Below are 26,446 nucleotides of genomic sequence, written 5' to 3' on the forward strand. Positions count from 1 at the left end.
TCAATAAATTGCGTACCTGGAGGAACGAAATGTCCCCATTCAACAATTGGAAACGTAAATGGATATGTTACTAAAATAGTTAGGAAATTTAAATTGCTAAGAATACCACGAGTGTAATTTAAGACGGTTTCTCTGTAACGGAGAACAACTCATCTCTTCCGATAGGTCGAGGTCAGCAAACTCAGAATACGATTGATGAAAGAGGACTCATAAATTTAAAGTTTATTATAGATAGTCCTGAAACTGGAGTTCACAATTTTTATAGACTAAATCCTGAAGTTGCATTAGGAGCAGCGTATGATATTATTGGACCTGTAACAGTTGATACAATATCATATGGTATTCCTACTTGATATGATATAAGTTTGTCCAGTCGTTGCGTTGACTTAGATTTCGGCTGGATTTCTTTTTTCAAAACAAAAACGAATCAATCATCCCAAAGTCGGAATTGAGGTCGAGAATTGTAGACCTTGATTACTTATCAGAATTAGAGAACTGGCTACGTAGAGACCTAGGCTCTATAAGAGAAAGAGTTGACCAAGAGAATGAATTACTATCACTGCATGATGATGTTCCTTATGACAACAAAGAATTTCATGAGCTAAAAATCAGTGTATTACTGTATAGACTTCAAAGACATCAAACTGTTTGGAGCAACGTTCTTGCCGAATCTAAAAAACGTACAAGAACATCGTACATAAAGAGGGTAAAGTCTGTTAAGTTACTCATACGCCCGCCAATCAGGCGGAGAGGACTTACCAGCAAGATGGTAGAGACTGGTCTATTCAGGATGTAATGCCAAATGGAATCAAAGGCACGCCAAACGGATAAACCTACCGAAGATAACATGAAATTGATTGGAATCGAATTCTACCATCGTTATAAGGATGACATCAAGCTATTTGCCGAAATGGGGTTTAAAGTATTCCGTCCGCTGTCGCAGGACAAGGGCATTGTTCCATTCAAAATCGCAATTATAGCGGCTTTTTTTATTTTAAGGAACCAAATTCTTGTCCCAAGCTCTAGAAGCCAAAGAAACAGAAAACTGGATTTAGCTTAAATCAGTTGAAAGGTAAGATTACAAATGGTACGTGTATTTCGCTGCCGGAATATGACTGGGGTGTCAGTGGACAACGAAGAGACGCTATTTGTGTTTCACGCAAGAACGTACAAGAACATTATAGGAGATCCGCTGTACGATCCGAATCGCCATACATTGTGACAGAGCTTTTGTGGACGGCTGACAGCAGACCCGATTTCCGCATCTCTGTTGCAGCACTTGCACATTCTTTACAATGAACGAGTGTCCCAACAAGGTTGGTTGATGGATTTGAGTTCGTTTATCCAACTTGAAATGGATGTAAAACGATCAGTTATTGACTACACGGTCAATAACTGATATATTAATCCCATGAGCAGACCAAGAGAATTTGATGTCGATCGTGTATTACACCAGTCTATGGAAGTGTTCTGGAATCAAGGCTTCAAAGCAACTTCTTATGAGGACCTTACGCGTACTACAGGAGTCAAAAAGCAAAGTTTGTACTGTGTTTTTAAAGACAAGCGATCGTTGTTCCTGAAGGCGATGGCACTTTACCGTGAACAGGTTGTAGCGAAACTGAAGGATATTGAAGCCCTGGATTCGTCTCCCGGTGATAAACTGGATGCCTTACAACATTCCCTTTTAGACGATGATACTGGCTACAAAGGGTGTCTAATTGTGAATGCATCACTCGAATTCGGAACAGATGACGAGCAGGTCACACGCGAAGCTAAACTCATGGTAGAAGAGATTCAACTGGTATTAGAGAAGATCATAAGTAGTGGCCAGAAACAACAGTTAATATCCAACCGGTATAAGAGTAAAGAGCTTGCATCTTATCTAAATAACACCATCTTGGGTGTGAGAGTTATGCAAAAATCAGGTTTATCCCGTGAACAGATCGAGACGGTTCTGCGTACTTCATTTGGCATGATCATGTCTTGATCTTTTTTTGTGTAATTCTTGACTTCGAAGTCAAGAATAATTGAATTTTCGGTTTAATACACCACGAAACCTTGAAGGAGGTGGGGCTTTTCGTTAAAAAATCATGGATTGATTCATTTGGAAGTAACGTCTAGCTGTTAACCAGGCTGGTTGCTGTTTAACATCTCCTAGGTCAATTATATAAAACTAAATTCAGGTACACATGATTAACTGCAGCCAGAGAGTGCCACTGAACACCATATCGATTAGTGGCCGGGAACATGGACAAATGGATAAACTGCCCTTGTGTGATGAAATATATGTTTGCTTCGAAGAATTTTATAAACGATATTCAAAGGCACTGGAAAAAAGCTACAGCAATCAATTAATTCATTTACTTATTTGTAGCAAGTGAACAGATGGATAAATTAAAAAACAAAATCTAGGAGGAATATCAATGAAATTATTAACGAATCGAGTTGCCTTGGTGACTGGTGCAGGAACGGGTTTAGGCAGAGCGACAGCAATACAATTGGCAGCCGAAGGAGCAAAGCTTGTATTGGTAGGAAGACGCGAGAACAAATTAAAAGAAGTCGCTACTATAATATCTGAAAACAATGGTGCTTCATCTGTAATCATTAGTGCTGATGTTACAAATTTGGAAGATGTCAACAGAATCCGTGAACAAGTCATTGCAGAACTTGGGAAGCTAGATATTATTATTAACAATGCTGGAGGAACTGGCGAATTCAGTCCAATACATGATATGACTTACGATGCCTGGGATCATACAATTAAACTTAACTTGTATAGTCAATTTTTGATGACTAATGCTTTTCTTCCATTGATGAGAAATCAACAATATGGACGAATAGTATCGATATCTTCAGTAGCGGCTAATGCTGTACTTGAAGGATTAGGAGCATATTCTGCTGCAAAAGCAGGATTAGAAGGGTTAATGAGAACCGTTGCCTTGGAAGAAGAAAAACACAATATATTAGTTAACATGTATGATCCAGGCGTTCTAAAGACAGAACAACACCCTCTTGGAGAAACAGACCCCGCAACAGTAGTAGATAAAATTATCAAGTTGGCATCGTTGCCGGAAAATAGTGAAAGTGGAAAAGTCATTAGAGCTTGAATTATAAAATAGAATGTTTTAACAGCACCTTTTTTGAAGTTATAAAAAAAGGACATCTTACCATTTTGGAGCTGAATTTGTTGGATACCACACACAAAATTGCTGGAAAGGGGGATGTCCCAATTTTATATCTGCACTGCAGCAAGATTGCCGGTTGATTGGCCGGGAGATACATATGTACAAAATACGAGTTTTGTGAAATAGTACTTAAGAATTAAAAAGAACCGCTATGAATTTATATATTCCATTACGGTTCTGCTCATTTTTAACTTAATCCCATACAACTTCTGTTCCTGCAATAAAGTCATGTATTGCACGACGATCCTCTCGCATTCCAACCATAAACGCGCTCACAATAATTCCAATACCTAGCGTCAATACGTACACAAGTCCAGCAACTAAAACTCGCATCAACATTGTAGTAATTTTAGGTGGTTCTTGTGTGTCATATATTTGAATTCGAATCCCGCAAATTCGTTTACCAACCGTTCGGCCATACCAATAAACAGGTAAAAAAATCGCATATAAAGAACTTAATATCTGCGCAATTGGTTCATCTGAATCATAATTACCAGTGAGTAAACCTGCGATGATTACTGTTGGTATCCCAATAATAAGTCCATCCAAGAAGCTTGCTGCAAGCCTAATCCAAAAACCTGATTTGTACAAAATTATTTCCTCCAAACTATTTTGTATACCTTGATGCATGGTTATTTATATTATACAAGAAATATATACCATTTGGTTCATATTATTCATTTTTATCTCCCAAATATCTTTCTTCCCACTTTGTGAAATTATTAACTATTATATAGATGCGTTTAATACGTTTAGACTTCACCTTTTCGCGTAACCCCTCTCTTCTATAACTTCCAAAATAAAGAAAAAGCCATATTAGACATATGGCCTGGAAGTATATTTACCCTGCTCTCACAATTATCAATGAAATGCTTTCCAGAATGATCCTTCTGTATTAATGATGCTCATGATCTGACTAAACGGAATCTTAAATGTCGGGAATCCCGCAGCGTATGGCGCAATATCATAAGGGTTGAAGTACAGATGTAGTGCATCTGCTGTCACAAAAAAAGGCTGGTCCGCACTTATTCCGGTGTACGTATCTGGAAAAACATACGAATACTGCGGATCATTTTTGATCTGGTCCCCTACAATTTGGCTTAATACCTTCACATAATCACTGTCCGGCTTAAACAGATCCTTCAATTCATAGAGCTGACCGTCGGATAGATTAATAATGGCATATACCATCGTTGGCATCCCATGTGCGGCTCCTGCTGGATAGTTATAACCCGTCAACTGGAGTTGGAGCAATTGCTTCTGATAGAAAGTTATATCAAAATCACCGGTATAGGTATAGTCCAGTTGCTGATCTGCTGGAATCGGTTTTACTTGGGAAAGTTCTTTCAGCTTAGCATTAAGTTTACCCTGCTCTATCTGATTAGCTAATCCGTCAACCTGCGGATAATAAACGAGATAATCCCGGTTGGGTTTATACTTCTCTTCACGCACCTGATACGGCGGATGTAGCGGTACGATCGTATTCTGTTGCCAAATCATACGTCCAGCCCGGTCCACATAGGATAAACGTTGATCCACAAACACTTTAATCAGATCCGGCGCCACAACTTCCATCGATCCTGCCCCTGTTACACGAGGATATCCTGGAGCCGGTCTACCGCTCAAATCCAGAAGATACGTCTGATTTCCGTCTGATGCGGATGCAAGACCGTGTTTGTAATTTTCCACATTACGATAGATAAACTCCGTTAGTATTCTTCCATTCAATTCAGTGATTGCATACAACGAGCCGATGTAAGGTTGTTCTGAATCAATGGCTTTCCCGAGTGCGTACCTGTTCTCCCCAAGCTCCCGAATATCGTTATAGGCCGGTTGAATCACAAATGATCCCTGCATATTAATGACACCATAGTTCGATTTGTAATTCTCTGCCGAATTAACAATAGCCTGCCCATCGTTAAAAGCAAATGCAGATGTAAACTTAGGCTGAATACGAATGTTACCCCGTTCATCGATGTACCCATATTTGCCAGAGGATTCTTTTTGAAAAGCAAGCAATCCATCCCCTAGCGGCCCTACATAGGCATATGGGTAAGTCGCTAATCGATTTCCGTTCCGATCAATAAGGGCATATTCCTGATCCTTAATCTGTACAACGGCTTTACCCTGCTGAAAATCATTTGCTGAAGCAAATTGCGCTCGGATTACTTCATTTCCTGAAGCATCCAGGTATCCATACAAGCTAGGTGAGCCGTTCGTCTGATTTGGGTTTTCATCATAAAACATGGCTCTGCCTTCATGCATATCTGCGATAAACGGATAAGCTCGTTTGGTCAACACGGTACCTTGCTCATTGATCATTTTAAACCCTTGAGAATCAATGGCCATGGCCCGCTCTTCGGAAAAAGAATTAATCGAATCATACACAGGCTGAATTACATACTGCCCTTGAAGATTGATGACACCGGCACGACCGTTCTTTACGACGACTGCCAATCCGTTAGGCTGAAACGCCTGAGCTTCTTCTAGCACCGGCTCTAGACGGATATGTCCCTGTGCATCCATATACCCCCAGCGCGTCCCGCTTGTTGTTCGAACAGAGACGGGATATAACCATGTTGTCACTCTGGCATGTGTGCCTGCCGTTGCAGTCATCGCCTGCTTTATTTTATTCTCTAGTTCAAGCAAGTTCTCTCTTGAAGGATACGCTTCCGGAAAACGCAGCGCTTTCTGCACCGAAGTGAGTGCGGCGGGATAGGAGCCGGCATGAAACTGAGCATCCGCAAGATAATACCAATAGAATACATAATCGGGATACTGCTTCGTTAACTGCTCATAATATTTCACGACTTTAGGAAAATAGGCTCGGTATACATCTGTTGCTGGAACCCACTGATTCTGCTGCCACCGAATAATCTCCACTCGATAAGCTTCACCAGTGTCATGAATCCAGAGCGCTATTTCTACCTTTCCATCTCGCCCATGCACGCCAGGTATATCCACAATCTCAGCGTAGCTGTAATACAAATCGTCTGGGGCAATGTCCGTAAGACCGGATTCGGTCCACTCATATACAGCGAGTTTTGACCAAATGGCTCCAATTTGCCAGCCTACGATCAGATTATTTCTTGCCGTTGAAGTTACAGGCGCTGCTGTCAGCAACGTAACGCCATAACCTAGTCCTTTTGTCAAAGCCATTTTAATCCAATGCCCTTGAACGAATTTTAATATAAGCAGATACAATTCACTATTCAACTGGTACACTGTAGAAATCTCAGGCATTCCATCACCTGTAAGATCAGCCGCATACACTGCCGGATGTTGAATTGGCTTATCTATGGTAATGACCGTTGCCCCCGCCGGAATATGTTGATTTACAATTTGCAGTAATAGCGGTTCACTCATCGACATCTCCGCTTCCTCCCTTATGACCGCATTCGCCTAATGGTATGCAACATAACTCGGGATATGACATGAAAATGTATTGTGATACCTCTACTTCATCCTATTACTCTTCTAAATTCACCTTCTGTCCATTGATTAAAAGATTGCTTACATCTTCTACGCGAATGGTTTTAGAAGATATCCATTTGACTAGATCATTGTCCAATTGAATAAAACCGGTTAAAGCAGACATTCTTGTGCCGTCCTTCAGCTGTAATTCGATTTTTAAGTCCTCCATACGAATCATGCCTAAAGCCTCGCCTGTTAACGTAATACCGATTGGTGAAAGAGTTGCTTCCACTTGTGTGCCTGCATTCTTACCCAGGTTTACATGTCCACGTTTACTTCTGTTAAGCTGGTTCAGGTTAAAGCTCGTTTCCCACTTGCCTTGAATAACTTCAGCGATATTTGTAAAACTGCCCTGTATCCTAAGCTTATTTAGCGCTTTAAATGAAGAAAGATCGTATATATACTCAATATAATCTCCACCATAACCTACGCCATCTTTCATATAATAACCGTAGCTGATGGAGTTTTCGGGAATATCGAGCCTATGACCTTGTTCATCTATGAAATAGAAAAATCCATGATTATATCCACCCACCTCATTATCCGGGTTAATCTGCACATGCAGCTTTCCATTAACGAAGGCGATATTAGATATATACATCCAGTTCACACCCTGAACGGCAATGTTCGTTTGATCCTTTCGCAGTACTTGGAACGAATCTGTATCCATTCCATTCGCAATTTTACCACCAAGTCCGCTGATTTGATCTGAATTCAACATTTCGTAACTGTTTTTCTCTTTTTGTTGTAACAATAAATTCCAGTCCACAGGGACGGAATAGCCATCCTTCCTAGCCGCTCCCGACATCAAAGTATTTATGCGGACAGTCATCCGATTGGTACTAATTTCACCCTGGGTTACAAATCGAACAATTGCTGTTTTGGCGGCTCTATCATAATAAATAATTTGAGCATTACTTGCTTTTCCTCCAGTTAATCTGTAATCATACACATCGAGATTTTCGTCAATACGCTCACTTATCAGATCGGATACAGAAACATACACTTCGGTTGTATCCCCATCTCTAACTGCTCCAATAACCTCCACGCGTATTCCTTGATCTTCACTCTCCTGATGCACTGGCTGAAGAATAGCAATTCGATCTACACCCAAAAAATGAAGAACAGAGCTCAGGTCAAGAATCCCGATCGCGGCAGCTGCGCCAGTAAATATACATAGAGATAACGCTGCTGTCACAGGAATATAAATGAATTTACGATATCTTCTCCGATTGATTATGCTTTTTTGTGTTTGTTTAAGTCCGCTAAATGATGATTCGGATAGAACATTCGGCTCTAATTCAGTCTTCGTTATTTTCTCATAAAACCGCCTCTTAATATTGGATAGGTGTTGCTCGGTGAATTGATTGTTGGTTTTCCCCATAGGATCACCTCCTTTTTACTTCCTATTGTTCCACCATGTTTTCAAATGTTGTCTGGAGCGATACAGCTTGTTATGGACTTGCCTGACATGCAACGATAGGTCTTCTGAAATTTCATGTGGCTTTTGACCATTATAGAAACGACGTTTCATGATCTCGCGTTCAGGCTCCGGGAAAGAATGAATCATTTGTTCAAGCTCTATATCATTCTCTTTGCGAATAAGCTGTAGTAAAACATCCTCCGTTTCCATTGAATGAGTGCGTTCTTCATATGTAATCTCGGATCTTCGATTTATTTTTCGGTAACGATCAATCGCTTTGTGTTTTACAATTGTCGCAAGATAATTTTTTAGGCTACTTCGCTCTGGTTGAAACGCCTCTGGTTGCTGCCAGAATGCGAAGAAGGTATCTGCTACACATTCTTCGATCTCTTCATTGGAAACATGTTGGAGAATAGAATGTGCAATCGTCCACAGCAAACCTGCGTATTGGTTCATAACCCATTCCATAGCCTCAGGATTACGATTCACTATGGCCTTCCTGACCTGTTCATCCTTCACAATTACATCTGCCTCCTTTCCATGTTCATCCACTGTTACTACATCGTTACTTCGTTAGCATGAGCTTCCTACATATATTCGCTCATCAAATCACTTTTACTCACATGCAACAACAAAAAATCGCAGGGGCTCAGCCACCTGCAATTTTTTTGATTATTTCTATCTACTTAGGACTAAAACCAGCCCAAGAATTACTTCATACCATACCTTAGTTTTGTGATTGTACACTAAGTTGAACATATTGACTCAGACGACAATATTGATCCAAGAGCCGTTCATCTTGTGCTTCGCCTAGTGCCACTTTGCGCCCTGCCTCTAGAACACCACTGATCAATTCATGCAGGAAGTGCATCTGCAATCGCTGCGCGTTGGCATCCAGTTGCTCAAGCAGTTGCGTATCTCGAATCGAAAATTGAGATAACCCCCGAAGAAGTAGTTCTTCAGACCAATCGGATAACTGCTGTATCAATCCACTATCTTCTTCCAAAACGTCCCATCCTTCCACTACTGGAATCCAGCTTCAAGCTTAGCAACGTCTGGCCCTTTAGAAAACTGATTGGACTAATACGTCTCGTTTCTATTCGAACAAATGCATAAAAATGTTCAAGTTTTTGAGAACCAAATCCTGATTCGAGTCTGTTAATCATAGATTGCCAATCCGATGAGTATGGAAGTGTGAGAGGCAAGCGCGCCCCCTCAGTATTCTCGACCATAAGGATCAGATCCTGCGTTTGTTTGTTAAAGCTATGCTCTGTAATACGGGCAACCTCAATTAGTGCCAACCGTTCTTTTGGTTCAGTGAATAGATCAATAGAATCGGGCTCCCGTTGAAGTGCAGCAGATATGTCTATCAGGTACTCTCCAAAATCAACCTCTGTCACTCCGGTTCGTGGTAAAATAGTCAGTTTCGCTCCATCACCTGAAGAAATTCGTCGTTCTTCATTCACTTTAACCGACTGAAACTGAACTTCTTCTCCCGTAAATTGACTAAATGTCAAACTTGGCAACCAAGGGGTAAACGCTGCATAATGCTCGGCAAACGAGAATTGTTGATCCTCATAGTACACCGCACGTACATCACTGTACGTATAGATCTGCCCATCATCAAAGCAATAGAAATAATACGTAATGCCGCGAAATCCTGACCGTGTCTCCCAAGAGTCTGCTCCTAGCCCATAGAGATGCAGTGAAGGTACGGTAAAGTACTTACTTCGGAAACTGCCAACCAGCTGACTTTGTTGCCTAACAGGGATTTCGCCTTGTTCAAGCACTTCTAGCGCGAGATACAGCTTACTTATACGATCCAGCATCGTCTGCATGGAGAAACGTACATGACGCTTGAAAAAAAGCTGGAGTTCTCCCTGAATGCCGCGTAAACTACGTTCAATCTCTGGAAGGTTACCACTATGTGCAGCAATGGCCAGCGTCTCCAGCTGCGCATTATATGACTGAGGTAGTCTGGCAAGCCCTGTCCTAAGCATGCCTGCCAACATGCCCCGGCACTCCTGAATGGTTTGAAGCAAGAACTTGGGCTCATATGCGCGGACACTCAAAGCATCCGTATCATCCACCCCATGATACATACGATATCTCAGCAAAGCTTCAAGCTTGGCCATTTTTCCCGCGGTCTGCTTTAACTTGCATAAAGCTTTGGTCAGCTGAGGTTCTTCTGTGAAGGAAACCTCTATATTCTGAATTTTTAAAAGTACAGTGAGCAGTGTGTCTTCCATGATTTGAATGTCTTCGGGATAACGTAAACGAAAAACGACCTCTTCAACCATCGTCGAAGTATATGATTTCAGGATGGGAGTCAGATCGGCTTCGAGCATCCAGCGAAAACGGACATGTCCCTCCGGCGCATGAGACTGCAAACCGTAATCCAGCCTTTCTGACTCGTTAACCTGATGAAACTTATCCTGTGTCTGAAGCTCGTATTCTTTAATAGTGTCAGGATCTGCATAATCAGGGGAAGATGCATGAATGTCTGCTGAAGGCTTGGCAACTTGTGCAACTTCCACAATATCCTCGCCCATGTTTTCAGTTATCTGCTGACGCTGATCATATAGAATCGCAATCAATACATGCTTGCAGATATTCTCCGAGGGACAGGAGCACTGCCATTCATCCAGCGTAGCATAGAGGGTACACTTGATACCCTCACTTAGCTGACAGCTCACTGAAGCTGTATTCCAGGTGTATTGTACTTGTACCCCTTGATCCAGCTCTTTAAGCGCCCTTTTATATAGCCCCTTGTTCGCATAACGAATGAGATAATCCTCTGTGCACAATTTTGAAAAGTGCCTGAATTTCTGCTTGAATTCACTGAAATCGTTCATAACCACCAAATCAACGCCCCGTTGCTCTCAAAATATCATAGAGAGTCTCACTGAATACTCGGCCTGAAATTTGGCCCAAAGGAATGGATTTGTTATCTGCATAATAATAGTGCTGTCTCTTGCCATTCGGTTTGAAGAAATGTAACGATTCCAGCGTCACGTCGTCCATCCCTTCATAATACGTGATACTTGTACCGCTGAACCGAAGTTCAGCAACAATCTCTCCGTACTCTTTGTAAAACTCGTTGAACCAGCCGCCATCTTGCGCAGGACCTTTAATCCATCCGTATTTCTCCAATGCTTTCGGGAGAGCTGTTGGTGAAAATTCCTCTTCTGGGAGACCATCATATTCAGTCTTGGCCCGATCTTCATCCTCAATTAAATGGATTTGACGTTTCAATTGTTCGAACGGTTGCTTGACCTCATAATCCTCAAGCTGAGTAGTCCAGCCTTCTAGCGTATCCTGGTCCAGTTCAAGCGGATGTACAAGACCCACCTGAGCTCCTGATGGCAAATCCGTTTCATCCTCGTCCACCGTATTAAATGTACCGTCCTCCATATAACGGAATGTACGGATTAACTCACCCTGCTCATAAATGCCCCAGATTAATCCAACGGCAAATTTCTGCATGATGACATTGTCTACAAATAGGGAAGTCCATTCCTCAGCTGTCCATAAACGCTGTTTGGATAAAGACTCTTCCAAGCGTGCAGTCTGGATTGTAACCATCGTTTTCAGATCCTTCTTCAACTGGGTAAAACGTGCCTTGGATTCTGCCGCGAGCTCAGGATCATCCTTTTGTGCCGGAGCAGGCAAACTTTTAACGGCTTTACCTGTTTCTTCGTTTACGACCACAACCTGTAGATCGGCATTAACTTTGACCTGGAAGGACCGTTCACCGTAACTAAGTTGTAACGTGCCTTTTTCATCAAAACCAAGGGAAGTGACTAGACGGTCTTCAAGCTGTTCTGCAGTCAATCCCATATTCTCTGCTGCAAGCTGCAATGCTTCTTCGGCTGCGCCTTTTACCTGACGGTTCTTGACACTGCGTTTAACCTTGTCAATTGCCATCAGTGCGGCAGGTTCTTTTAGAAATGCGAGTACTTTCACTGCCTCGGCTGCTATAGCCCCGCGGCTATTCTCTGTCCATTCCTTAATCTGTGGGGTCAATATATGAACAATCTGAAGATCACCGAACAGTGCGGAAACATACATGATCCACTTTTCTTTCGCAGGTGCACCATCCTGAATCCATAGCTGTAACAATTCCTTTGAAAAACGAATAAGTGAAGCTTCGCTTACATATTCTCGCAATTCATTTAACCGCTCATTCGGGCCAGACCCATGATCAATCGATTGCAGTAATACATACTGTTTGATCCGATCATCTAATGGCAAACCATCTGTGGATCGAATCAAGGCAGGCAGTTCCTTTAGAGGTAACCAGCTGATCCGAGACATCTTTTTCGCATCGGCCAGGTCAGCTAACGCTGCATGTGAATATTCAGGGCTTAGGTCAGCCGTATCAAGCAGAATTTGAATCAGGTTTTTCCATTCGGTGGCTTTCTCATTTTGCAAGAGTTCAGTGTATAATTCCTTACTATTATCCAGACTACGGATCGCTGTTAGCGCCATTTCTTTAATCGAAGCCTTTTTCTCCGCACGGTAAATCATCATATACAGTTCTTGATCCGGAACCCGGTTGAACTCAGCCAAAGCAATACTGCTCGCCCGTTTAGAAGCATCCTGTAAACCTACCTGAATAGCTGCTACCAATTGTTGCTTAGGCAGGGTATCTCGCTGCTCAAATGCAACCTCAAGCGTTAAAAGACGTGTATCCGTTGGCAGTTTTTTATACTGTTTCAATGCATACTCCAGGTTTTGCTGTAAAATACGGCGATACTCATCCTGCGGCATCGATTGATACGTATAATCTGTCATACCATTCAGCGAGATCAGACTAGTCAGCAGTTGTTCTCGTTTCACCTGAGGGTCGTCACCATACGTATTTAAAATCTGCTCACCACTAAAAGCATAAGAATGATACATGTCCGAGACAATGTCCAGCGTCCATTCCGGATGAGTTAGCAAAATCGCAAAGCGGTGCATTGGCTCCGAATCAATTGGCAGGAAGCTGATACTAATGAGATTGTTAATCCGCTTCCGATCCCGGTTGACATGATTAAACAATCCACGGCTGTCCTTGTCTTCCCAATACTCTTCAAGCGTGTACTCGCCACTTAAATATCTCGCAATGGCAAGACCTTGTCTCCCACCTTCGAGCGGTTGACGCAACACTTGGAATACAGCATCTTCAATTGTGCTTTCCGGTTGAATTCCATTGATAGCTTGATCCAACATCATTTTATGAAGACACAACTTCAGGAATGGTGCTCTGACAATCTCATATGCTCGTTTGGCTTGCTCAGGTTGATTAGCAATTGCCGCTTTGATTATAATCCAAGACACGCGGTACGAATTCAATTCGAGTTGCATCATTTCAATCAATTGATAGGGCTCGTTCAGAGGGATTAGCCCGGACAGCAGATCATCTTCACTTCTTGAACGAGGGTTCATGCTAAGTAAATACTTACGAACCTCCATCGGATACAGTTCATGCAGGTGATGAATGACTTCGAGTAGTACCTTTCCAACGTCACTAACGTTATCCAGAAAGCGTTGCTTTCCTCCATTGATATTCGTCAGATACAAGACTGCACTGCTCAATAAAACCATCGTCTGATGGAATTCCGCATGTGAAACATGATGTTTCGCGGAGTAAGTGATTTCAGGATAATGCTTGGCAATCAATTCGCTACGTTTCTGTTTCAGGAATTCCTCTTCCAGCAACTGTGACGAACCGTTTTGTTTGCCTTGAACGTTGCCTGCAACCAAAGGTTCAATCAAGCGGTACAGCTCTTTATGAAGATTTGCCGCATCGTTCGCCATAACATGCTGAAACAACTCGGGCAGGACGGAACTCATATCCTCGATCTCTTGCTTATTCGCAAATTCCACATCCGGTTGCACACACAAATGAACAAGCATCATGGCATCAATCACATCTCTGAAATTACCCTGACTATCTGCTTTTTTGGAATCGAATAGCCATTGTGCTCGCTTCACGCGCCTCTTAAGCTCAGAGAGAATTTCTTCTTCACCCGCATATTGCTTCATTTTCTTCAAACGAGATAACAAGGTTCCCATCCGATCCGAAATCTTGCTTTTCCCATTTAATCCGTAAGCCTCCGAATCATCACCGAGACAAGCTGTGAATGCGTTAACCCCCCAAGGGCTTCTACGGAAATAATTCGATTCCAAATGCATGGCAATAGCTCCGGCACGAAAAAAGATATCTCCATCATCTTTTTTGCCAAGCTTGGACAGAGCTTCTACCGTTCGATAGACATAATGACTCGTTTTACCCATCATCTCAGGGAACTTTTCGGTTGCACCCATGACGTAATCGATAATTTCGGAGCTACGATCTGTTTTGAGCGAGTAGTCATCTGAACAAATGGAAGCGAACTTTTCTACCAAACTCTCTACTGCACGGTCTGCGGTAAGCATGATTATATTCCTCCTAAAAGTATGTTTAAGTGATCATTTCGCCGATCCATTCGGCAAGTTCATTAGGTGTAATCGCTGCTACATGTGCCCCCATATTGGCTAAAGTCTGTGCAGCATGTTTGTTGTACACCGAATCTCCGTTGAAATCGAGAGCGGTAAGCACAAGCAACTTGCATCCCGCATCGATAATATCCTTACAGGCTTGATACATTTGATTAATCGGGTAACCTTCCTCCAGATCACTCACCAAAATGTAGATCGTTTTTCCAGGATTCTCAATCAGCGTCTCCCCATAACGTAGCGCTTTGGCGATATGGGTTCCTCCACCGAGTTGCACATTCATCAATACATCTACGGGGTCCTCAAGACGGTCGCTCAGGTCCACAACTTTGGTATCAAAGATGAACAGCTTTGTGCGTAATGCGTTCAAACGATAAAAAATACTCGCCATGACCGAACTGTAAATCACCGAATCCATCATACTACCGCTTTCATCTACACCGATAATGATGTTCCACTTATTGTGTTGTTCTAAATTCCCGTCAAAATAAAGTCGATCGATCACAAACCTTCGTTTGTGTTTATCATAATTTTTAAGATTACGAGTAATCGTTCGTTTAAAGTTCAGGTTGCGCAGGGATCGCACCGAACTGGATGCGTACCGACTGCGTTTCCCCATAATACTGGCCCGAGTATGAGACTCCAGCTTCCTACGCAGATCCTCAACCACTGTGCGTACAATATCTTTTGCACTCCGCAGTACATCACCTTTCATTCGCCCTTTGAACTGCATGATGTTTTTGAGCAGGTTCATATTCGGTTCAAGGGACTCCAGCAGTTTTTTATCGGTTAAGAGCTCCGTCAGTCCATAACGATCAAGTGCCTGCTTCTCCAAAATTTCAACCGTTGATTTGGGAAAAAGATCTCTGACCTTGTGTAACCAATTGGGTACAGTAAGCTCGGATGAACCACGTCCACCCTCTTTTCGGTAACCTTGTTCTTCACCGTATTCACGGTTATAGAGGTACCCCAGGATCTCGTCCAATTCAACATACTGAAATTCACCCGTTTTATATTGATCCGATTCACAAAGACCTTCCTCTGCAGATTCCCCCAAAATCAGGCGCCAACGGTTCAAAGTTTCAACAGCACTTCGTTCTTCCGAGGAAGACAACTCTGGCAACATTTCGTCCTGGCCGCGACGGGCATCATTCAGATTAACTTCCATGCAGCAAACTCCTTTCGAAGCGCTTCGTCCTGTGTTCTGTAACGAATAAGCAGTTGCTCGTCCAGCGCAGGCATCAACACTTCATCCGACTTCACTTGGTGCAGATTGGCCACACGCTCTGCAATCAGATTTGTTTCCATTGGCGTAAAATAAGTGAAAGCCAGACGTAGTTCTGGAATCATAGCAATAAAATCATCATAGGATAACTGCTCAATTAACCCGTTTAGCTCTTGTAACAGCTGGTCCTCATATAGAAATGCATCTCGAGCCACGGTAAACACACCTTGTAAAAATAAAGCCGTTTGACGCGTCTGTTCCGGCGTTCCCCGGATATACCCGCGGGCACGCTCCACGATCTCTTCTCTAGATCGATCACCAAGTCCCGAAGCAATAGCGATACAGACCCCTTCGAGCTGAGCTGGAAGCTTCGAATCCGACAAGAGCTCGTGCAAATGGTTTCGAAATGCCGTATCCTGGAATTGCTCTTCGGCAGACTCGGCCAGCATTGCAAGTAGCTTTATTCCCTGAATAATACCTTCATGCTCGTCCGCATTCGTTCGCGAAAGCTGTTGCAGCTTGTCCACCGCGTTACGGTAAGCTTCAGATACTAACTCAGGAAGATGAGGGTCATCCGATAATCCTAGTAGCCGTCGATGCTGATGAATCCGATTCAAAATCGTTAAGCTGTTACATAGTGACAGAAAATGTCCATCTCTCCGCAGAGCATCACGAACCTTGGTGTACAGCTGCATTGCTGTCTCCTGAAGTCCCATTAACAGTGCCTGAAGCATTTTTTGAGCAAGTTCACCGCTGTGATGATCAGGTATATCTCGCATCTGCTCTTCCATCTTTCGAGTAGCTGCTGTGGCAAGTGTTCCGCCATATAAAGAATTTTCAATAAGCCGCGCTTCAATTCGTGAGGAATACATGTATTCCCACGTTTCACGAACCAGATTCATATCACGCTGCGCGATCCAATCCGGTCCCGCCTGTCGCTTCGCGAACTCGGGAACAAGATAAGAGATGCATTGAAACAACTGGCTAATCAAACGATGTTCCGGCTTGGCATACAGATCAAGTACCTTTTTGTGTTGACCCGTTGTTCGAATCTGAAGTTTGAATTCTGTGCATCGCGCTTTAAAATCCTCAATGATTGGAATATGAAAAGCATTAGGTGCAACGCTCCCGATGGCGTCTCCGGTCAACAGAAGTTGCAGTTCCTGAAGCGGCTTGTCGGTGGCAAGTGTAAGCTCTCCTTTGACAAATGAAGAGAGGGCCGCGTCCATCAGCTCGTACACTCCGCCTTCCTGCTTGCCTCGAAGCTCCGCCAGACCTTGAATCATACTATATGCCTCAATGGCATCACTCGTGGAAACATGTTCTTCCCGTTCTCGCAGCTTGCGCATCAATCTGGATAACACGTTCAGTGTAGTTACACGGTAAGGAGAACGTGAAGTATGGAGCAGTTGATCCCAGATTTGATCGTAAAAATACACATAAGGCATACCGCTGGCATAGCCATTCAATCGATCAGCTTCGGCAAATGTATACACCATCGGATACACCTGTTCTTGAACATTTCCTGAATCAGATGTATCGTGCTGAGTCGAATTGCCCTTGGTTTCCTTTTCCTGAAAAGTAGAATTCACTAACCCAAAAGTATGAAAACCTCCCGTAATTACAAGCACACGCTGATACTGCTCTTCAGCTTCCTTGATTCGTTTCGCCATATGGGCTTCTCTCACCAGGTCACCACTCGTCATCAGCCTCTCCGGGGTGTAACACATTCGGGATAATGTACAATACGTGAAAACATCCTGCACAAAGGCAGAGGTGGGTTTCTGTAGTCCCCCGATCTCAAACACCTTTTCCCATAGTTCATCAAAACTGCGGCAGTTTGTTTTCTCACATAAACGGTTAATAAAATCTGAACTGGCTAGCAGTGTTTCGTCCTGAACGGAGATTTCTTTCTGTTTTGTTTGCGAAGGACTCTCCGTGTTTCTGGATACATGCCGATAATCCAAATCTATAAATTGTGCCGAAATGCCAAGCCGGCGGGCTTCCTTCAACGCAACATATTCGGGTGAATACCGGAGCATCGGATAATAACAGGCTTCTCTTCCATATTCATCTTCGTAAGTATAATAGAGACTGACCGGAGGCAAGGTCGCTTCATCCGTTAGTACAGGTATCAGGGGATTACCGCTTTCTGGCCCTTCAATCAAAATGATATCGGGTTTGTAATCTCCGATGACATGCAACAGATGATGAGAACAAGCTGGACTATGATGTCGTATTGGAAAATAAACCGTTCGATTATTTAAGTTATATACACTCGTATTGAATAAGGATTGAAGCTGATTGAAATCCGTAACATCCGATAAACCAACAACGTCGGCGGGCTCTACTTGGTCTAACCGATCCATTTTCTTTCCTCATAATAATTTTTCCAAATCTCCTCTTCGGCAGAGCGAGCTTTGACAATTTTGGAAAAATAGTTTTTGAGAATGCCTAGGTCCTTGTCGCTTTCCTTTGCAATGGTTCCCAGCATGTTTTGTACCAACCGATCCAGCGCAATAGATTTCCCCTCATAATAGTACGATGTCATTGCGCTCTGCACATATACCGACACGGCTTCTGCAGTACTCATGGACGCTTGAGGTGTATCGAGCTTGTACCCTTCACGTGACATGCCTGTTCGCAGCTCCATAAATGTAGTTGCCAGCAACTCCACCACGTCGGTTTGAATTTCGGTATCAATTCCACTATGTAATAACAGGTTTCTCGCCTGAGATTCAATGATTTTGGCTTCCATCTTCACATTCTGGATCGGTCTGATCGTTTCAAAATTAAAACGTCGCTTGAGTGCGCCGCTCATCTCATTTACACCTTTATCCCGAATGTTCGCCGTAGCAATGACGTTGAATCCCGGTTTGGCAAAAAGCACACCCCCGTCAAGTTCTGGAATGCTCATGACTTTATCGCTCAAAATACTAATTAAGCTGTCCTGTGCTTCAGCCGGACAACGTGTAATTTCCTCAAAGCGCGTTAAAATTCCTTTTTTCATGCCGTTATATAACGGGGAAGGCACGAGAGCTGCTTCAGAAGGCCCTTTGTCCAAAAGCATCGCATAATTCCAGGAATACTTGATCATATCCTCCGTTGTTCCAGCTGTACCTTGTATGGTATTCAGACTGGTCCCCGAGATCGCTGCCGTAAGCAACTCACTGAGCATTGTTTTTGCTGTACCGGGCTCACCGACAAGCATCAACCCGCGATTTCCTGCAAGGGTAACAACTGCACGTTCAATCAACACATCATTCCCGTAAAATTTACGTGTAATGGTGATCTTCTCTCCATCCAGCATCGCTGGCTTATCTCGACCAATAATAAAATCCCGCACATTAGCTGGAGATAATAACCAGTTGGGCGGACGATGACCCTGATCCTCCTGTTGTAACGCCCTTAACTCAGCCTCGTATAATGTCTCCGCAGGCGGTTTAAGCATCTCTATCATCAAGATGTCTCCTCTCAAATAAACAGATCGTATGTTCCTATTCACATCATTTTATCACAGCCGTAAGTTATTAAGTCTGAAAACGGGCAAAAATGGTTGAAACGTCCTTCTTACCTGCACTTTTGACTAAGTCCAAGGACTTACATCACCGCACAAATGTGAATCCTCTCTCCCGGTCTATCTCTAGAATAGAGCAATTTCTCATTCTATCCTTTGGAATATCGCTTAGGCATATAGTTCTACCTATCAACACTAACGACCGGACTTCAGAGATAGGGCACTACAATCTTATAAACAATCTAACATCTCTTCTAATCACTGCATAAAAAGAAAAGAATGCAAAACACAGAACTGTGCTTCCTGTGTTTCATCCACCCGCATAATTGGCGGCATATTGTCGCTCACTTCACGCACTCAACTGGCTACAGCCATAAACAAAAAGCCGCTAGATTAGCGACTATATGAAAACATATATCCTGTTCTGTAGACACTACATTCTCCGTCCGCACGAAGACGAGTACAGCTCGTACCATTCATACCGTGTGAGTTCAACCTGAGCCGCATCACGACAAGCGAGAATCCGCTCTGGACGAATCGAACCAATCACCGGCTGAATTCCGGCTGGATGTTTCATTAACCAAGCTAGTACAATGGCTTCACTCGTGACACCACGCTCTTTAGCAATACGAGCCACCAGTTCTGCCGTTGCTTCAATCTCGGGTCGTTGTCCTTCAAACGCTCTGCCTGTAAATCTTCCCTGTGCGAGAGGACCCCAAGCTTGTAACTGAATGCGCTCTGCCTGGCAGTACTCCATCGTACCGTATGGGAAAACATTTTCTTTCGCCTGCGCACGGTTCACGGTTACGCCAGCCTCTACAAAACCGATTTTATCAAGGCTCATCTCCAGTTGATTCACGATGAATGGCATACGACTGTGCATCTGAAGCAAACGGATCTGTTCAGAGCCCATATTAGACACGCCAAAGTTTCTTACTTTTCCAGCCTGATGAAGTTTAGCCAGCGCTTCTCCGATCTCCTGCGGATGGGCAAGTGGGTCGGGACGATGCAGCAGCAAAATATCCAGATACTCCGTGCCGAGCCGGGATAAAATCCCGTCAACACTCTTTATAATATGTGCCCCTGATGTGTCATAACGCTGTGGTCCCTCATCATCCCCTACCAGCCGAATTCCGCATTTAGATTGAATAATGATCTGTTCCCGAAGTCCGTTCCTTTCAGATAAGATCCGCCCAAATACATGCTCCGCTTTCCCGCGTGTATAGATGTCCGCCAGGTCAAAATGATTAATGCCAATCTCCAGTGCGACTTCTACCGCTTGACGGCCTTCGACCACCAAATCCTCAGTAATGGGGGCTCCATCCCAATCTCCTCCAAAGCGCATACACCCCAGAACGATAGGACTCGCGGGAATCTGATGATCATGTAAAGGCAACTGTCTATATGACATTTCCGTACTCCCTCTCATTTTTTTATTTTTGAAAACGTATTATTGACTTCCTAATCTTGTCTTCTTGAGTCCAACACGATATTCCTGCATCGCTCGCATTTTTATCATGGCAAAACAAGGTTTCGAACCTTTACATATGGAATAATTACAAAGTGACATATCTTATTGCTAAGGAGAGGAGATTACACATTTGAATCCAAATGAATCTAATGAGACGAATGAGAGCAACGAGACCTCTAGCCCAGATTTTTTCACAGCATCATTTACTCAAAATCCTTATCCGGTATATGAAAAATTAAGAAAAGATGACCCCGTCTTCAAAGTTATGTTTCCGAGTGGAGAGTTTGGCTGGATCATTTCTCGATATGAAGACGCTGTTCAGATTTTAAAAGATTCCCGCTTCAGCAAAGACATAGTCAAACGATACGGGACAGAGGGCAAGAGTATTTTTTCAAAAAATATGCTGTTCTCCGATCCACCTGATCACCGTCGTTTGCGGGGGTTGGTACAAAAAGCTTTCACTCCCAAACTTGTCGCAGATATGAGAAGTCATATCCAGAGCATTGCCGATGATCTGCTTGACAAGTTGCCTTCGCAAGCAACGATGAATCTCATCGATGACTTTGCTTTTCCGCTGCCTATTATTGTGATTAGTGAAATTCTCGGCGTGCCGCTTGAGGATCGTGATCAATTCCGCATGTGGTCCAACACCGTTATTGAGGCTTCCACCGGCAAGAATGAAGAACTATTCCAACAACATGAACGGGAGTTCATCGAATATTTGACCGATTGGTTCGCCAAAGTACGTAAAGACCCCGGTCAGGATCTGATCAGCCAGCTAGTCATTGCCGAAGAATCCGGGGAGCAATTGACCGAAAAAGAATTGCTTGGTGTGGTCTCACTACTTATTATTGCTGGACATGAAACCACTGTAAATCTTATTGGAAACGGTATTCTGGCCCTGCTTGAGCATCCGGAACAACGAGATTTGTTAATTCGGGAGCCTGAACTGATCCATCAAGCCATTGAAGAGATGCTGAGATATAACGGACCAGTTGAGTTCAGCACCTCACGCTGGGCTTCAGAGGATATGGAGTTTCGTGGGCAGCAGATTACCAAAGGTGAACTTGTGGTTGTGGCGCTGGATTCAGCGAATCGTGATGAAGAGCAATTCAAAGATCCGGATGTATTCGATATCACACGTGAGAAAAGTGCGCATCTCGCTTTTGGCAAAGGTATTCATCTCTGTCTCGGTGCACCGCTGGCCCGACTTGAAGGTGAAATTGCCGTGAGTACGCTGATCAATCGCTTTCCTAACATGAAGTTACAAAAAGATGTGGATACACTGGAATGGAGACCGGGCATGGTCGTTCGCGGCGTCAAGGAAATTCCGGTTCTACTGAAATGAGCAGTTTCTTATTCGTGGTATTCCTGTTGATTATTCCGATTTTGTGGTCCAAACTCGGTGGTCTACAACGTCAGGTAGATGAACTGAAATCAGAGGTAGAGCGACTTCAAAACGGTTCGTCTGTCGATGCAAATCGTTTTGCTATCAACGCTTCTTCTGTCCAAAATGCTTCATCCTTTTCTTCATCTACAAGCACAGACTTTTTTCCTCAAAGCGGATTCGATATGAATACGGATTTGGATCAGGAATTGCTTGCGATGGTACGTCGCGGAAACAAAATTCAGGCCATTAAAAAACTGCGTGAAGCCCGAAGTCTTTCTTTAAAAGAAGCGAAAGATTATGTTGAAGCATTAGATCGATAGGGGCACATTTGACCAAAGCGATCTTTTATATGAGGGTAAGATTATACTAAACATCGTGAACTAAAAGGGCTGAATTGTATCACCTCAAAATGAAAGAGGAACTGAGCGGATTAACGCATACAGTTCCTCTTTTTCGTACTCTTTTTTATAAACTTGCGAATTCATAAACATGAGAAATAACAGTGCTCCTGAGTTCTTACTGAGCAGTTACCGCACCATCGATTGGATATACAGCTCCGTTGATGTACGGTGCATCGTTTCCGAGCAGGAAAGAAACCAGATTAGCGATTTCTTCCGGCTTGCCGAGACGTCCGGATGGAATGCTATCTACTGTAGCTTGGAAAACCTCCGGATTATCTTTACCGAATTGAACAACCATAGGTGTCTCAATCGTCCCTGGAGCAATCGCGTTCACGCGAATGTTCTCCTTGCCATATTCAATTGCTGCTGTGCGCGTCAAACCAACAACACCGTGTTTGGTCGCCGCATACGGAGCAACTGCCGGAACACCCACAATTCCAGCGGTAGAAGCTGTATTCACAATGGAACCTCCACCCGTTTTGAGCATTTCCGTAATAACATATTTTAGTCCGTAAAATACACTTCTTAAATTAATATCAATAATCTGGTCAAACTGCTCAATGGTATGTTCGATTAATTTGATCCCTGGGCCGGCAATACCCGCATTGTTGAAAAACATATCAATCCGGCCGAACTCTTCGATCGTCCTTTTCACATAATTCTCTACCTCAGCAGCTTTACTTACATCGGCCTGAACAAAAATTGCCTTGCTTCCCAGCTGTTCAATCTGCTTCACCGTTTCAAGACCTGTCTTTTCCACCAAATCTACGACAACGATGGAAGCTCCCTGCTCCGCTAGTTTCAGTGCTGCGGCTTGACCTAATCCACTTCCTGCTCCCGTAATGATGGCTACTTTTCCTGCGTGACTCATGATGATCTCCTCCGATTATGTGTCATTTGTGATCGTACCTATTCATTCCTCGGCCTTATATGGATGAGCTATGTAGGTCAGCAAGGACATGACTCCTTCCTGACTTTACCTATTTTAATCAACAATTGATTTAAAAACAAACTAAATCATAACTACCCATATTATTTCGAGAAAATTCAGCTGCGCTACAGTCTTCAAGTTTAACTCGCTCCTGCACATGCAATCTACCTATTGCTTACCGAAGCAAGTTCGTTTTCGCAAGCTCAATTAATTCATCGCCACGGCCATTCAGAACGGCTTTCATCATCCATAACGTGAATCCTTCCGCTTGTTTTATATTAATTTTCGGTGGCAGGGACAGCTCCTGGCGATTCACAACAGCGTCGATCAATACCGGGCCATTGTGTTGCAACGCGCGATCTATGGCTCCCTGAAGCTCGGCAGGATCTTCTACACGTATACCTTCAATGCCCATTGCTTGTGCCACCATCGCGAAGTTTGGATTCACAAGCTCTGTCCCCGATTCGAGGAAACCGGCAGCTTTCATCTCCAGCTCTACAAAGCTGAGTGCACCATTGTTAAACACAACCACTTTGACTGGAAGGTTATGCTGCTTCAGCGTGAGCAGATCTCCCATAAGCATCGCTAATCCCCCATCTCCGGACATTGAGATGACCTGCCTTCCAGGATCAGCGACCTGAGCACCAATGGCCTGAGGCAGTGCATTGGCCATCGTTCCGTGATTGAATGAACCGAGCAATCTGCGGTTACGGCTCATCTGAATATAACGTGCTGCCCACACCGTGGGTGTACCCACATCACAAGTGAAGATTGCATTTTCCGCAGCCGCATCACTGATCACTTTGGTCAAATATTGCGGATGAATAGGCTTTTTGCCTGGTTTGCCCACCGCAAGCTCGTCCAAATCCTCCCGTACTTTCGTATAATGCTTTACACTTTTACGCAGATGTTTGTCACTATGTTCAGCCGTGAGGTATGGAAGCAACGCTTCAATCGTCGCCTTGATATCACCGCACAATCCGTAATCCAGCTTGGTTCGCCGCCCCAAATGCGAGGTTTGAATATCCACTTGTAGCACCGTAGCATCTTCCGGGAAAAACTGACGGTACGGGAAATCCGTTCCAAGCATAAGGAGCACGTCACAGTCCATCATGGCATGGTATCCCGATGAATATCCGATTAAGCCTGTCAGCCCTACTGAATAAGGATTGTCGTATTCTAAGTACTCTTTCCCTCGAAGCGCAATAACCATAGGGGATTTCAATCGATCACAAAGCTCCAGCAGTGGTTCACGAGCCCCCGCACATCCTGCCCCGCATAGAAGTGTAATTTTTTTGTCCTGATTCAAGTACTCCGCCAGCTTGGCGAGTTCGGGTTCAGAAGGATGTACAACCGGATGCGGTGCGTGGTATACATGCTCGGGAACAGGCAAATCAGCCGCTTCAAGTCCGGCAACATCGCCTGGAAGCACAATGACAGACACACCGGAACGTGCTACTGCTGTCTGCATCGCCATTGTGAGCGAACGAGGCATCTGCTTGGCTGTCGTGATCACTTCACAATAATGACTGCATTCCTGGAACAAATACTCCGGATGAGTCGCCTGAAAATATTCACTGCCAATCTCGTCACTTGGAATGTGAGCAGCAATGGCCAGAACCGGTACACGGTTTCGATGGCAATCATAAAGTCCGTTAATCAGATGCATATTCCCCGGGCCGCTGCTACCTGCACATACGGCAATGCTCCCACTTACTTGGGCATCTGCACCCGCTGCAAAAGCCGCCACTTCTTCATGTCTTACATGAATCCATTCAATTTTGCCCGACTTGCGGATGGAGTCGAGGACCGCATTCAACGAGTCTCCAACAATGCCGTATATCCGGTGAATTCCCGCATTTAATAAGGCTTCGACAAGGACGTCTGCTATCGTTTTTTTCATGATGCTTGGTCACTCCTTTATAACAATACTTTAATTAGGTTTCCATCCCTTGAATATACCTATTCTTATACCCCAATATTTTGAAAAACGAATCAAAAGCATATGTCATTCCAAGTATATAAACACAATCTGCGTTAACATCTGGAGAAAACTCAAAAAATCCGTTTACCTTGAAAGGCAAACGGATCACTCTTGTTTTTCACACGATATCTACTCCTAAGAGCATAGTTAATCAAATGGCTGGCATAACATTTCCACCGCTTACAGGGATATACGCTCCAGTGATATATGAGGACAAATCGGATGCCAGGAAAGCAACGACGTTTGCAATCTCCTGATCTTCTCCTCTGCGTCTCAATGGTACAGATCGAGTATAAGCCTCGTCATGTCCTGGTTCGCTTGTTCGATCGCGTTCACTAATTGTCCACCCCGGAGCTACTTGGTTAACCGTAATCTGATATTCGCCAACTTCCTTCGCTAACACACGATATACACCGTCCATTCCGCGTTTTCCTGCGGTATAGGCCGATTGATGGGCAAAATTTTGCATCGCACATTCAGTGTTAATCCCAATGAAGCGACCGGACCTCATTTCCTGCATCTGCGGAATGAAAGCTTTGGCAAGATATACACTCTGCATGACACATGATTCGAACTGGCTCAAGTAATCCTCGGGTGCTTGCTCCAGAACGGAAGTCCATTCGTATTGAATGACTGCATTCGCAACGACAATATCTACATTACCCAGCTTTTTTTGGATCGCATCTCGCATCTGAAATGCGGTATCCTGTTTAGTCATGTCACCTTGTACGATAACGGCCTGACGACCCATTGCTTCGATCTCGTCCTGCAGTTCTTTGGCCTTCATTTCGTTGTTTATGTAATGCAATGCCAGATCCGCGCCGCAAGCTGCGAGTGTACGAGCAATCACTCTTCCCAATTGCCCCGTTGCACCCGTAACTAATGCCGTTTTCCCGGTTAAATCCAATTTCATGACCTGAGTCACCTCCTTATCCGTTCTACTCTAAAACGATTTCGAA

At 43.7% G+C, this 26,446-nt stretch carries 18 protein-coding genes and 1 pseudogene; 5 read left to right on the forward strand and 14 right to left on the reverse strand.

Features of this window, described 5'->3' with window-relative positions; translation table 11 throughout:
• Positions 1-735: 735 nt before the first annotated feature.
• The 3 genes and pseudogenes from MKY23_RS15495 to MKY23_RS15505 form a co-directional block, all read left to right on the forward strand.
• Positions 736-931 (forward strand): annotated as a pseudogene (locus tag MKY23_RS15495) (family 1 glycosylhydrolase); the annotation flags it as partial.
• Positions 932-1,411: 480 nt separating this feature from the next.
• Positions 1,412-1,987, forward strand: a complete 576-nt coding sequence (locus MKY23_RS15500; RefSeq protein ID WP_339830640.1) for a TetR/AcrR family transcriptional regulator — start codon at positions 1,412-1,414, stop codon at positions 1,985-1,987.
• Positions 1,988-2,423: 436 nt separating this feature from the next.
• Positions 2,424-3,107 (forward strand): SDR family oxidoreductase, encoded by a 684-nt coding sequence (locus MKY23_RS15505; RefSeq protein ID WP_339830642.1) that lies wholly within the window; start codon positions 2,424-2,426, stop codon positions 3,105-3,107.
• A 270-nt stretch (positions 3,108-3,377) separates the two neighbouring features.
• Here the strand turns inward: MKY23_RS15505 and MKY23_RS15510 are convergent, their stop codons facing one another.
• The 11 genes from MKY23_RS15510 to MKY23_RS15560 all read right to left on the reverse strand — a co-directional run bounded on the left by MKY23_RS15510 (position 3,378) and on the right by MKY23_RS15560 (position 20,721).
• Positions 3,378-3,782: an RDD family protein gene (locus MKY23_RS15510; RefSeq protein WP_339839463.1), complete on the reverse strand. Its 405-nt coding sequence runs from the start codon at positions 3,780-3,782 to the stop codon at positions 3,378-3,380.
• Between the two features lie 264 nt (positions 3,783-4,046).
• Entirely contained in the window at positions 4,047-6,557 is a 2,511-nt protein-coding gene (locus tag MKY23_RS15515; RefSeq protein ID WP_339830644.1) for a WG repeat-containing protein, read from the reverse strand.
• A gap of 97 nt (positions 6,558-6,654) precedes the next feature.
• Complete coding sequence (locus tag MKY23_RS15520; protein ID WP_339830646.1) at positions 6,655-8,043, reverse strand: hypothetical protein; 1,389 nt, start codon at positions 8,041-8,043, stop codon at positions 6,655-6,657.
• 15 nt (positions 8,044-8,058) lie between these two features.
• A complete protein-coding gene (locus MKY23_RS15525) occupies positions 8,059-8,601 on the reverse strand; it encodes a sigma-70 family RNA polymerase sigma factor (RefSeq protein WP_339830648.1) in 543 nt (180 codons plus the stop codon).
• 208 nt (positions 8,602-8,809) lie between these two features.
• Positions 8,810-9,088 (reverse strand): hypothetical protein, encoded by a 279-nt coding sequence (locus tag MKY23_RS15530; RefSeq protein ID WP_339830650.1) that lies wholly within the window; start codon positions 9,086-9,088, stop codon positions 8,810-8,812.
• Positions 9,075-10,937, reverse strand: a complete 1,863-nt coding sequence (locus MKY23_RS15535) for a hypothetical protein (RefSeq protein WP_339830652.1) — start codon at positions 10,935-10,937, stop codon at positions 9,075-9,077. Before MKY23_RS15535 ends, MKY23_RS15530 begins: the two co-directional genes overlap by 14 nt.
• Positions 10,938-10,947: 10 nt before the next feature.
• Positions 10,948-14,508 (reverse strand): DUF4132 domain-containing protein, encoded by a 3,561-nt coding sequence (locus MKY23_RS15540; protein ID WP_339830654.1) that lies wholly within the window; start codon positions 14,506-14,508, stop codon positions 10,948-10,950.
• Positions 14,509-14,533: 25 nt separating this feature from the next.
• Positions 14,534-15,694 carry a VWA domain-containing protein gene (locus MKY23_RS15545; RefSeq protein WP_261771668.1) on the reverse strand — a complete coding sequence of 387 codons (1,161 nt, stop codon included), beginning with the start codon at positions 15,692-15,694 and terminating at the stop codon, positions 14,534-14,536.
• Positions 15,695-15,720: 26 nt separating this feature from the next.
• Positions 15,721-18,162 carry a DUF5682 family protein gene (locus tag MKY23_RS15550; RefSeq protein ID WP_222592232.1) on the reverse strand — a complete coding sequence of 814 codons (2,442 nt, stop codon included), beginning with the start codon at positions 18,160-18,162 and terminating at the stop codon, positions 15,721-15,723.
• On the reverse strand, positions 18,150-19,250 hold the full coding sequence (locus MKY23_RS15555) for an AAA family ATPase (protein ID WP_208606751.1): 1,101 nt from the start codon (positions 19,248-19,250) through the stop codon (positions 18,150-18,152). Before MKY23_RS15555 ends, MKY23_RS15550 begins: the two co-directional genes overlap by 13 nt.
• Positions 19,251-19,743: 493 nt before the next feature.
• Positions 19,744-20,721 (reverse strand): aldo/keto reductase, encoded by a 978-nt coding sequence (locus MKY23_RS15560; RefSeq protein ID WP_221789538.1) that lies wholly within the window; start codon positions 20,719-20,721, stop codon positions 19,744-19,746.
• A 190-nt stretch (positions 20,722-20,911) separates the two neighbouring features.
• Between MKY23_RS15560 and MKY23_RS15565 the strand changes: the two genes are divergently transcribed.
• Both MKY23_RS15565 and MKY23_RS15570 read left to right on the forward strand, forming a co-directional pair.
• Complete coding sequence (locus MKY23_RS15565) at positions 20,912-22,129, forward strand: cytochrome P450 (RefSeq protein ID WP_221789535.1); 1,218 nt, start codon at positions 20,912-20,914, stop codon at positions 22,127-22,129.
• Positions 22,126-22,491 carry a ribosomal protein L7/L12 gene (locus MKY23_RS15570; RefSeq protein WP_339830659.1) on the forward strand — a complete coding sequence of 122 codons (366 nt, stop codon included), beginning with the start codon at positions 22,126-22,128 and terminating at the stop codon, positions 22,489-22,491. Before MKY23_RS15565 ends, MKY23_RS15570 begins: the two co-directional genes overlap by 4 nt.
• 196 nt (positions 22,492-22,687) lie before the next feature.
• On the opposite strand, the gene MKY23_RS15575 is transcribed toward MKY23_RS15570, so the two are convergent.
• The 3 genes from MKY23_RS15575 to MKY23_RS15585 form a co-directional block, all read right to left on the reverse strand.
• The gene (locus MKY23_RS15575) at positions 22,688-23,443 is read right to left on the reverse strand and encodes a glucose 1-dehydrogenase (RefSeq protein ID WP_339830661.1); all 756 of its coding nucleotides are present in this window, start codon (positions 23,441-23,443) and stop codon (positions 22,688-22,690) included.
• A 235-nt stretch (positions 23,444-23,678) separates the two neighbouring features.
• Entirely contained in the window at positions 23,679-25,406 is a 1,728-nt protein-coding gene (gene poxB, locus MKY23_RS15580) for a ubiquinone-dependent pyruvate dehydrogenase (RefSeq protein WP_339830663.1), read from the reverse strand.
• A 232-nt stretch (positions 25,407-25,638) separates the two neighbouring features.
• Entirely contained in the window at positions 25,639-26,400 is a 762-nt protein-coding gene (locus MKY23_RS15585; protein WP_339830665.1) for an SDR family oxidoreductase, read from the reverse strand.
• Positions 26,401-26,446: the final 46 nt, after the last annotated feature.

This window comes from Paenibacillus sp. FSL R7-0272 (genome assembly GCF_037969905.1).
GTDB classification, from domain to species: Bacteria; Bacillota; Bacilli; order Paenibacillales; family Paenibacillaceae; genus Paenibacillus; species Paenibacillus polysaccharolyticus.

Excerpts from the sequence above, each read along its gene's own strand:
- MKY23_RS15500 (WP_339830640.1), top strand. The coding sequence starts at position 1,412 with ATGAGCAGACCAAGAGAATTTGATGTCGATCGTGTATTACACCAGTCT.
- MKY23_RS15505 (WP_339830642.1), top strand. The coding sequence starts at position 2,424 with ATGAAATTATTAACGAATCGAGTTGCCTTGGTGACTGGTGCAGGAACG.
- MKY23_RS15515 (WP_339830644.1), bottom strand. The coding sequence starts at position 6,557 with ATGTCGATGAGTGAACCGCTATTACTGCAAATTGTAAATCAACATATT.
- MKY23_RS15520 (WP_339830646.1), bottom strand. The coding sequence starts at position 8,043 with ATGGGGAAAACCAACAATCAATTCACCGAGCAACACCTATCCAATATT.
- MKY23_RS15535 (WP_339830652.1), bottom strand. The coding sequence starts at position 10,937 with ATGAACGATTTCAGTGAATTCAAGCAGAAATTCAGGCACTTTTCAAAA.
- MKY23_RS15540 (WP_339830654.1), bottom strand. The coding sequence starts at position 14,508 with ATGCTTACCGCAGACCGTGCAGTAGAGAGTTTGGTAGAAAAGTTCGCT.
- MKY23_RS15545 (WP_261771668.1), bottom strand. The coding sequence starts at position 15,694 with ATGTTGCCAGAGTTGTCTTCCTCGGAAGAACGAAGTGCTGTTGAAACT.
- MKY23_RS15550 (WP_222592232.1), bottom strand. The coding sequence starts at position 18,162 with ATGGATCGGTTAGACCAAGTAGAGCCCGCCGACGTTGTTGGTTTATCG.
- MKY23_RS15560 (WP_221789538.1), bottom strand. The coding sequence starts at position 20,721 with ATGTCATATAGACAGTTGCCTTTACATGATCATCAGATTCCCGCGAGT.
- MKY23_RS15570 (WP_339830659.1), top strand. The coding sequence starts at position 22,126 with ATGAGCAGTTTCTTATTCGTGGTATTCCTGTTGATTATTCCGATTTTG.
- MKY23_RS15575 (WP_339830661.1), bottom strand. The coding sequence starts at position 23,443 with ATGAGTCACGCAGGAAAAGTAGCCATCATTACGGGAGCAGGAAGTGGA.
- poxB (WP_339830663.1), bottom strand. The coding sequence starts at position 25,406 with ATGAAAAAAACGATAGCAGACGTCCTTGTCGAAGCCTTATTAAATGCG.
- MKY23_RS15585 (WP_339830665.1), bottom strand. The coding sequence starts at position 26,400 with ATGAAATTGGATTTAACCGGGAAAACGGCATTAGTTACGGGTGCAACG.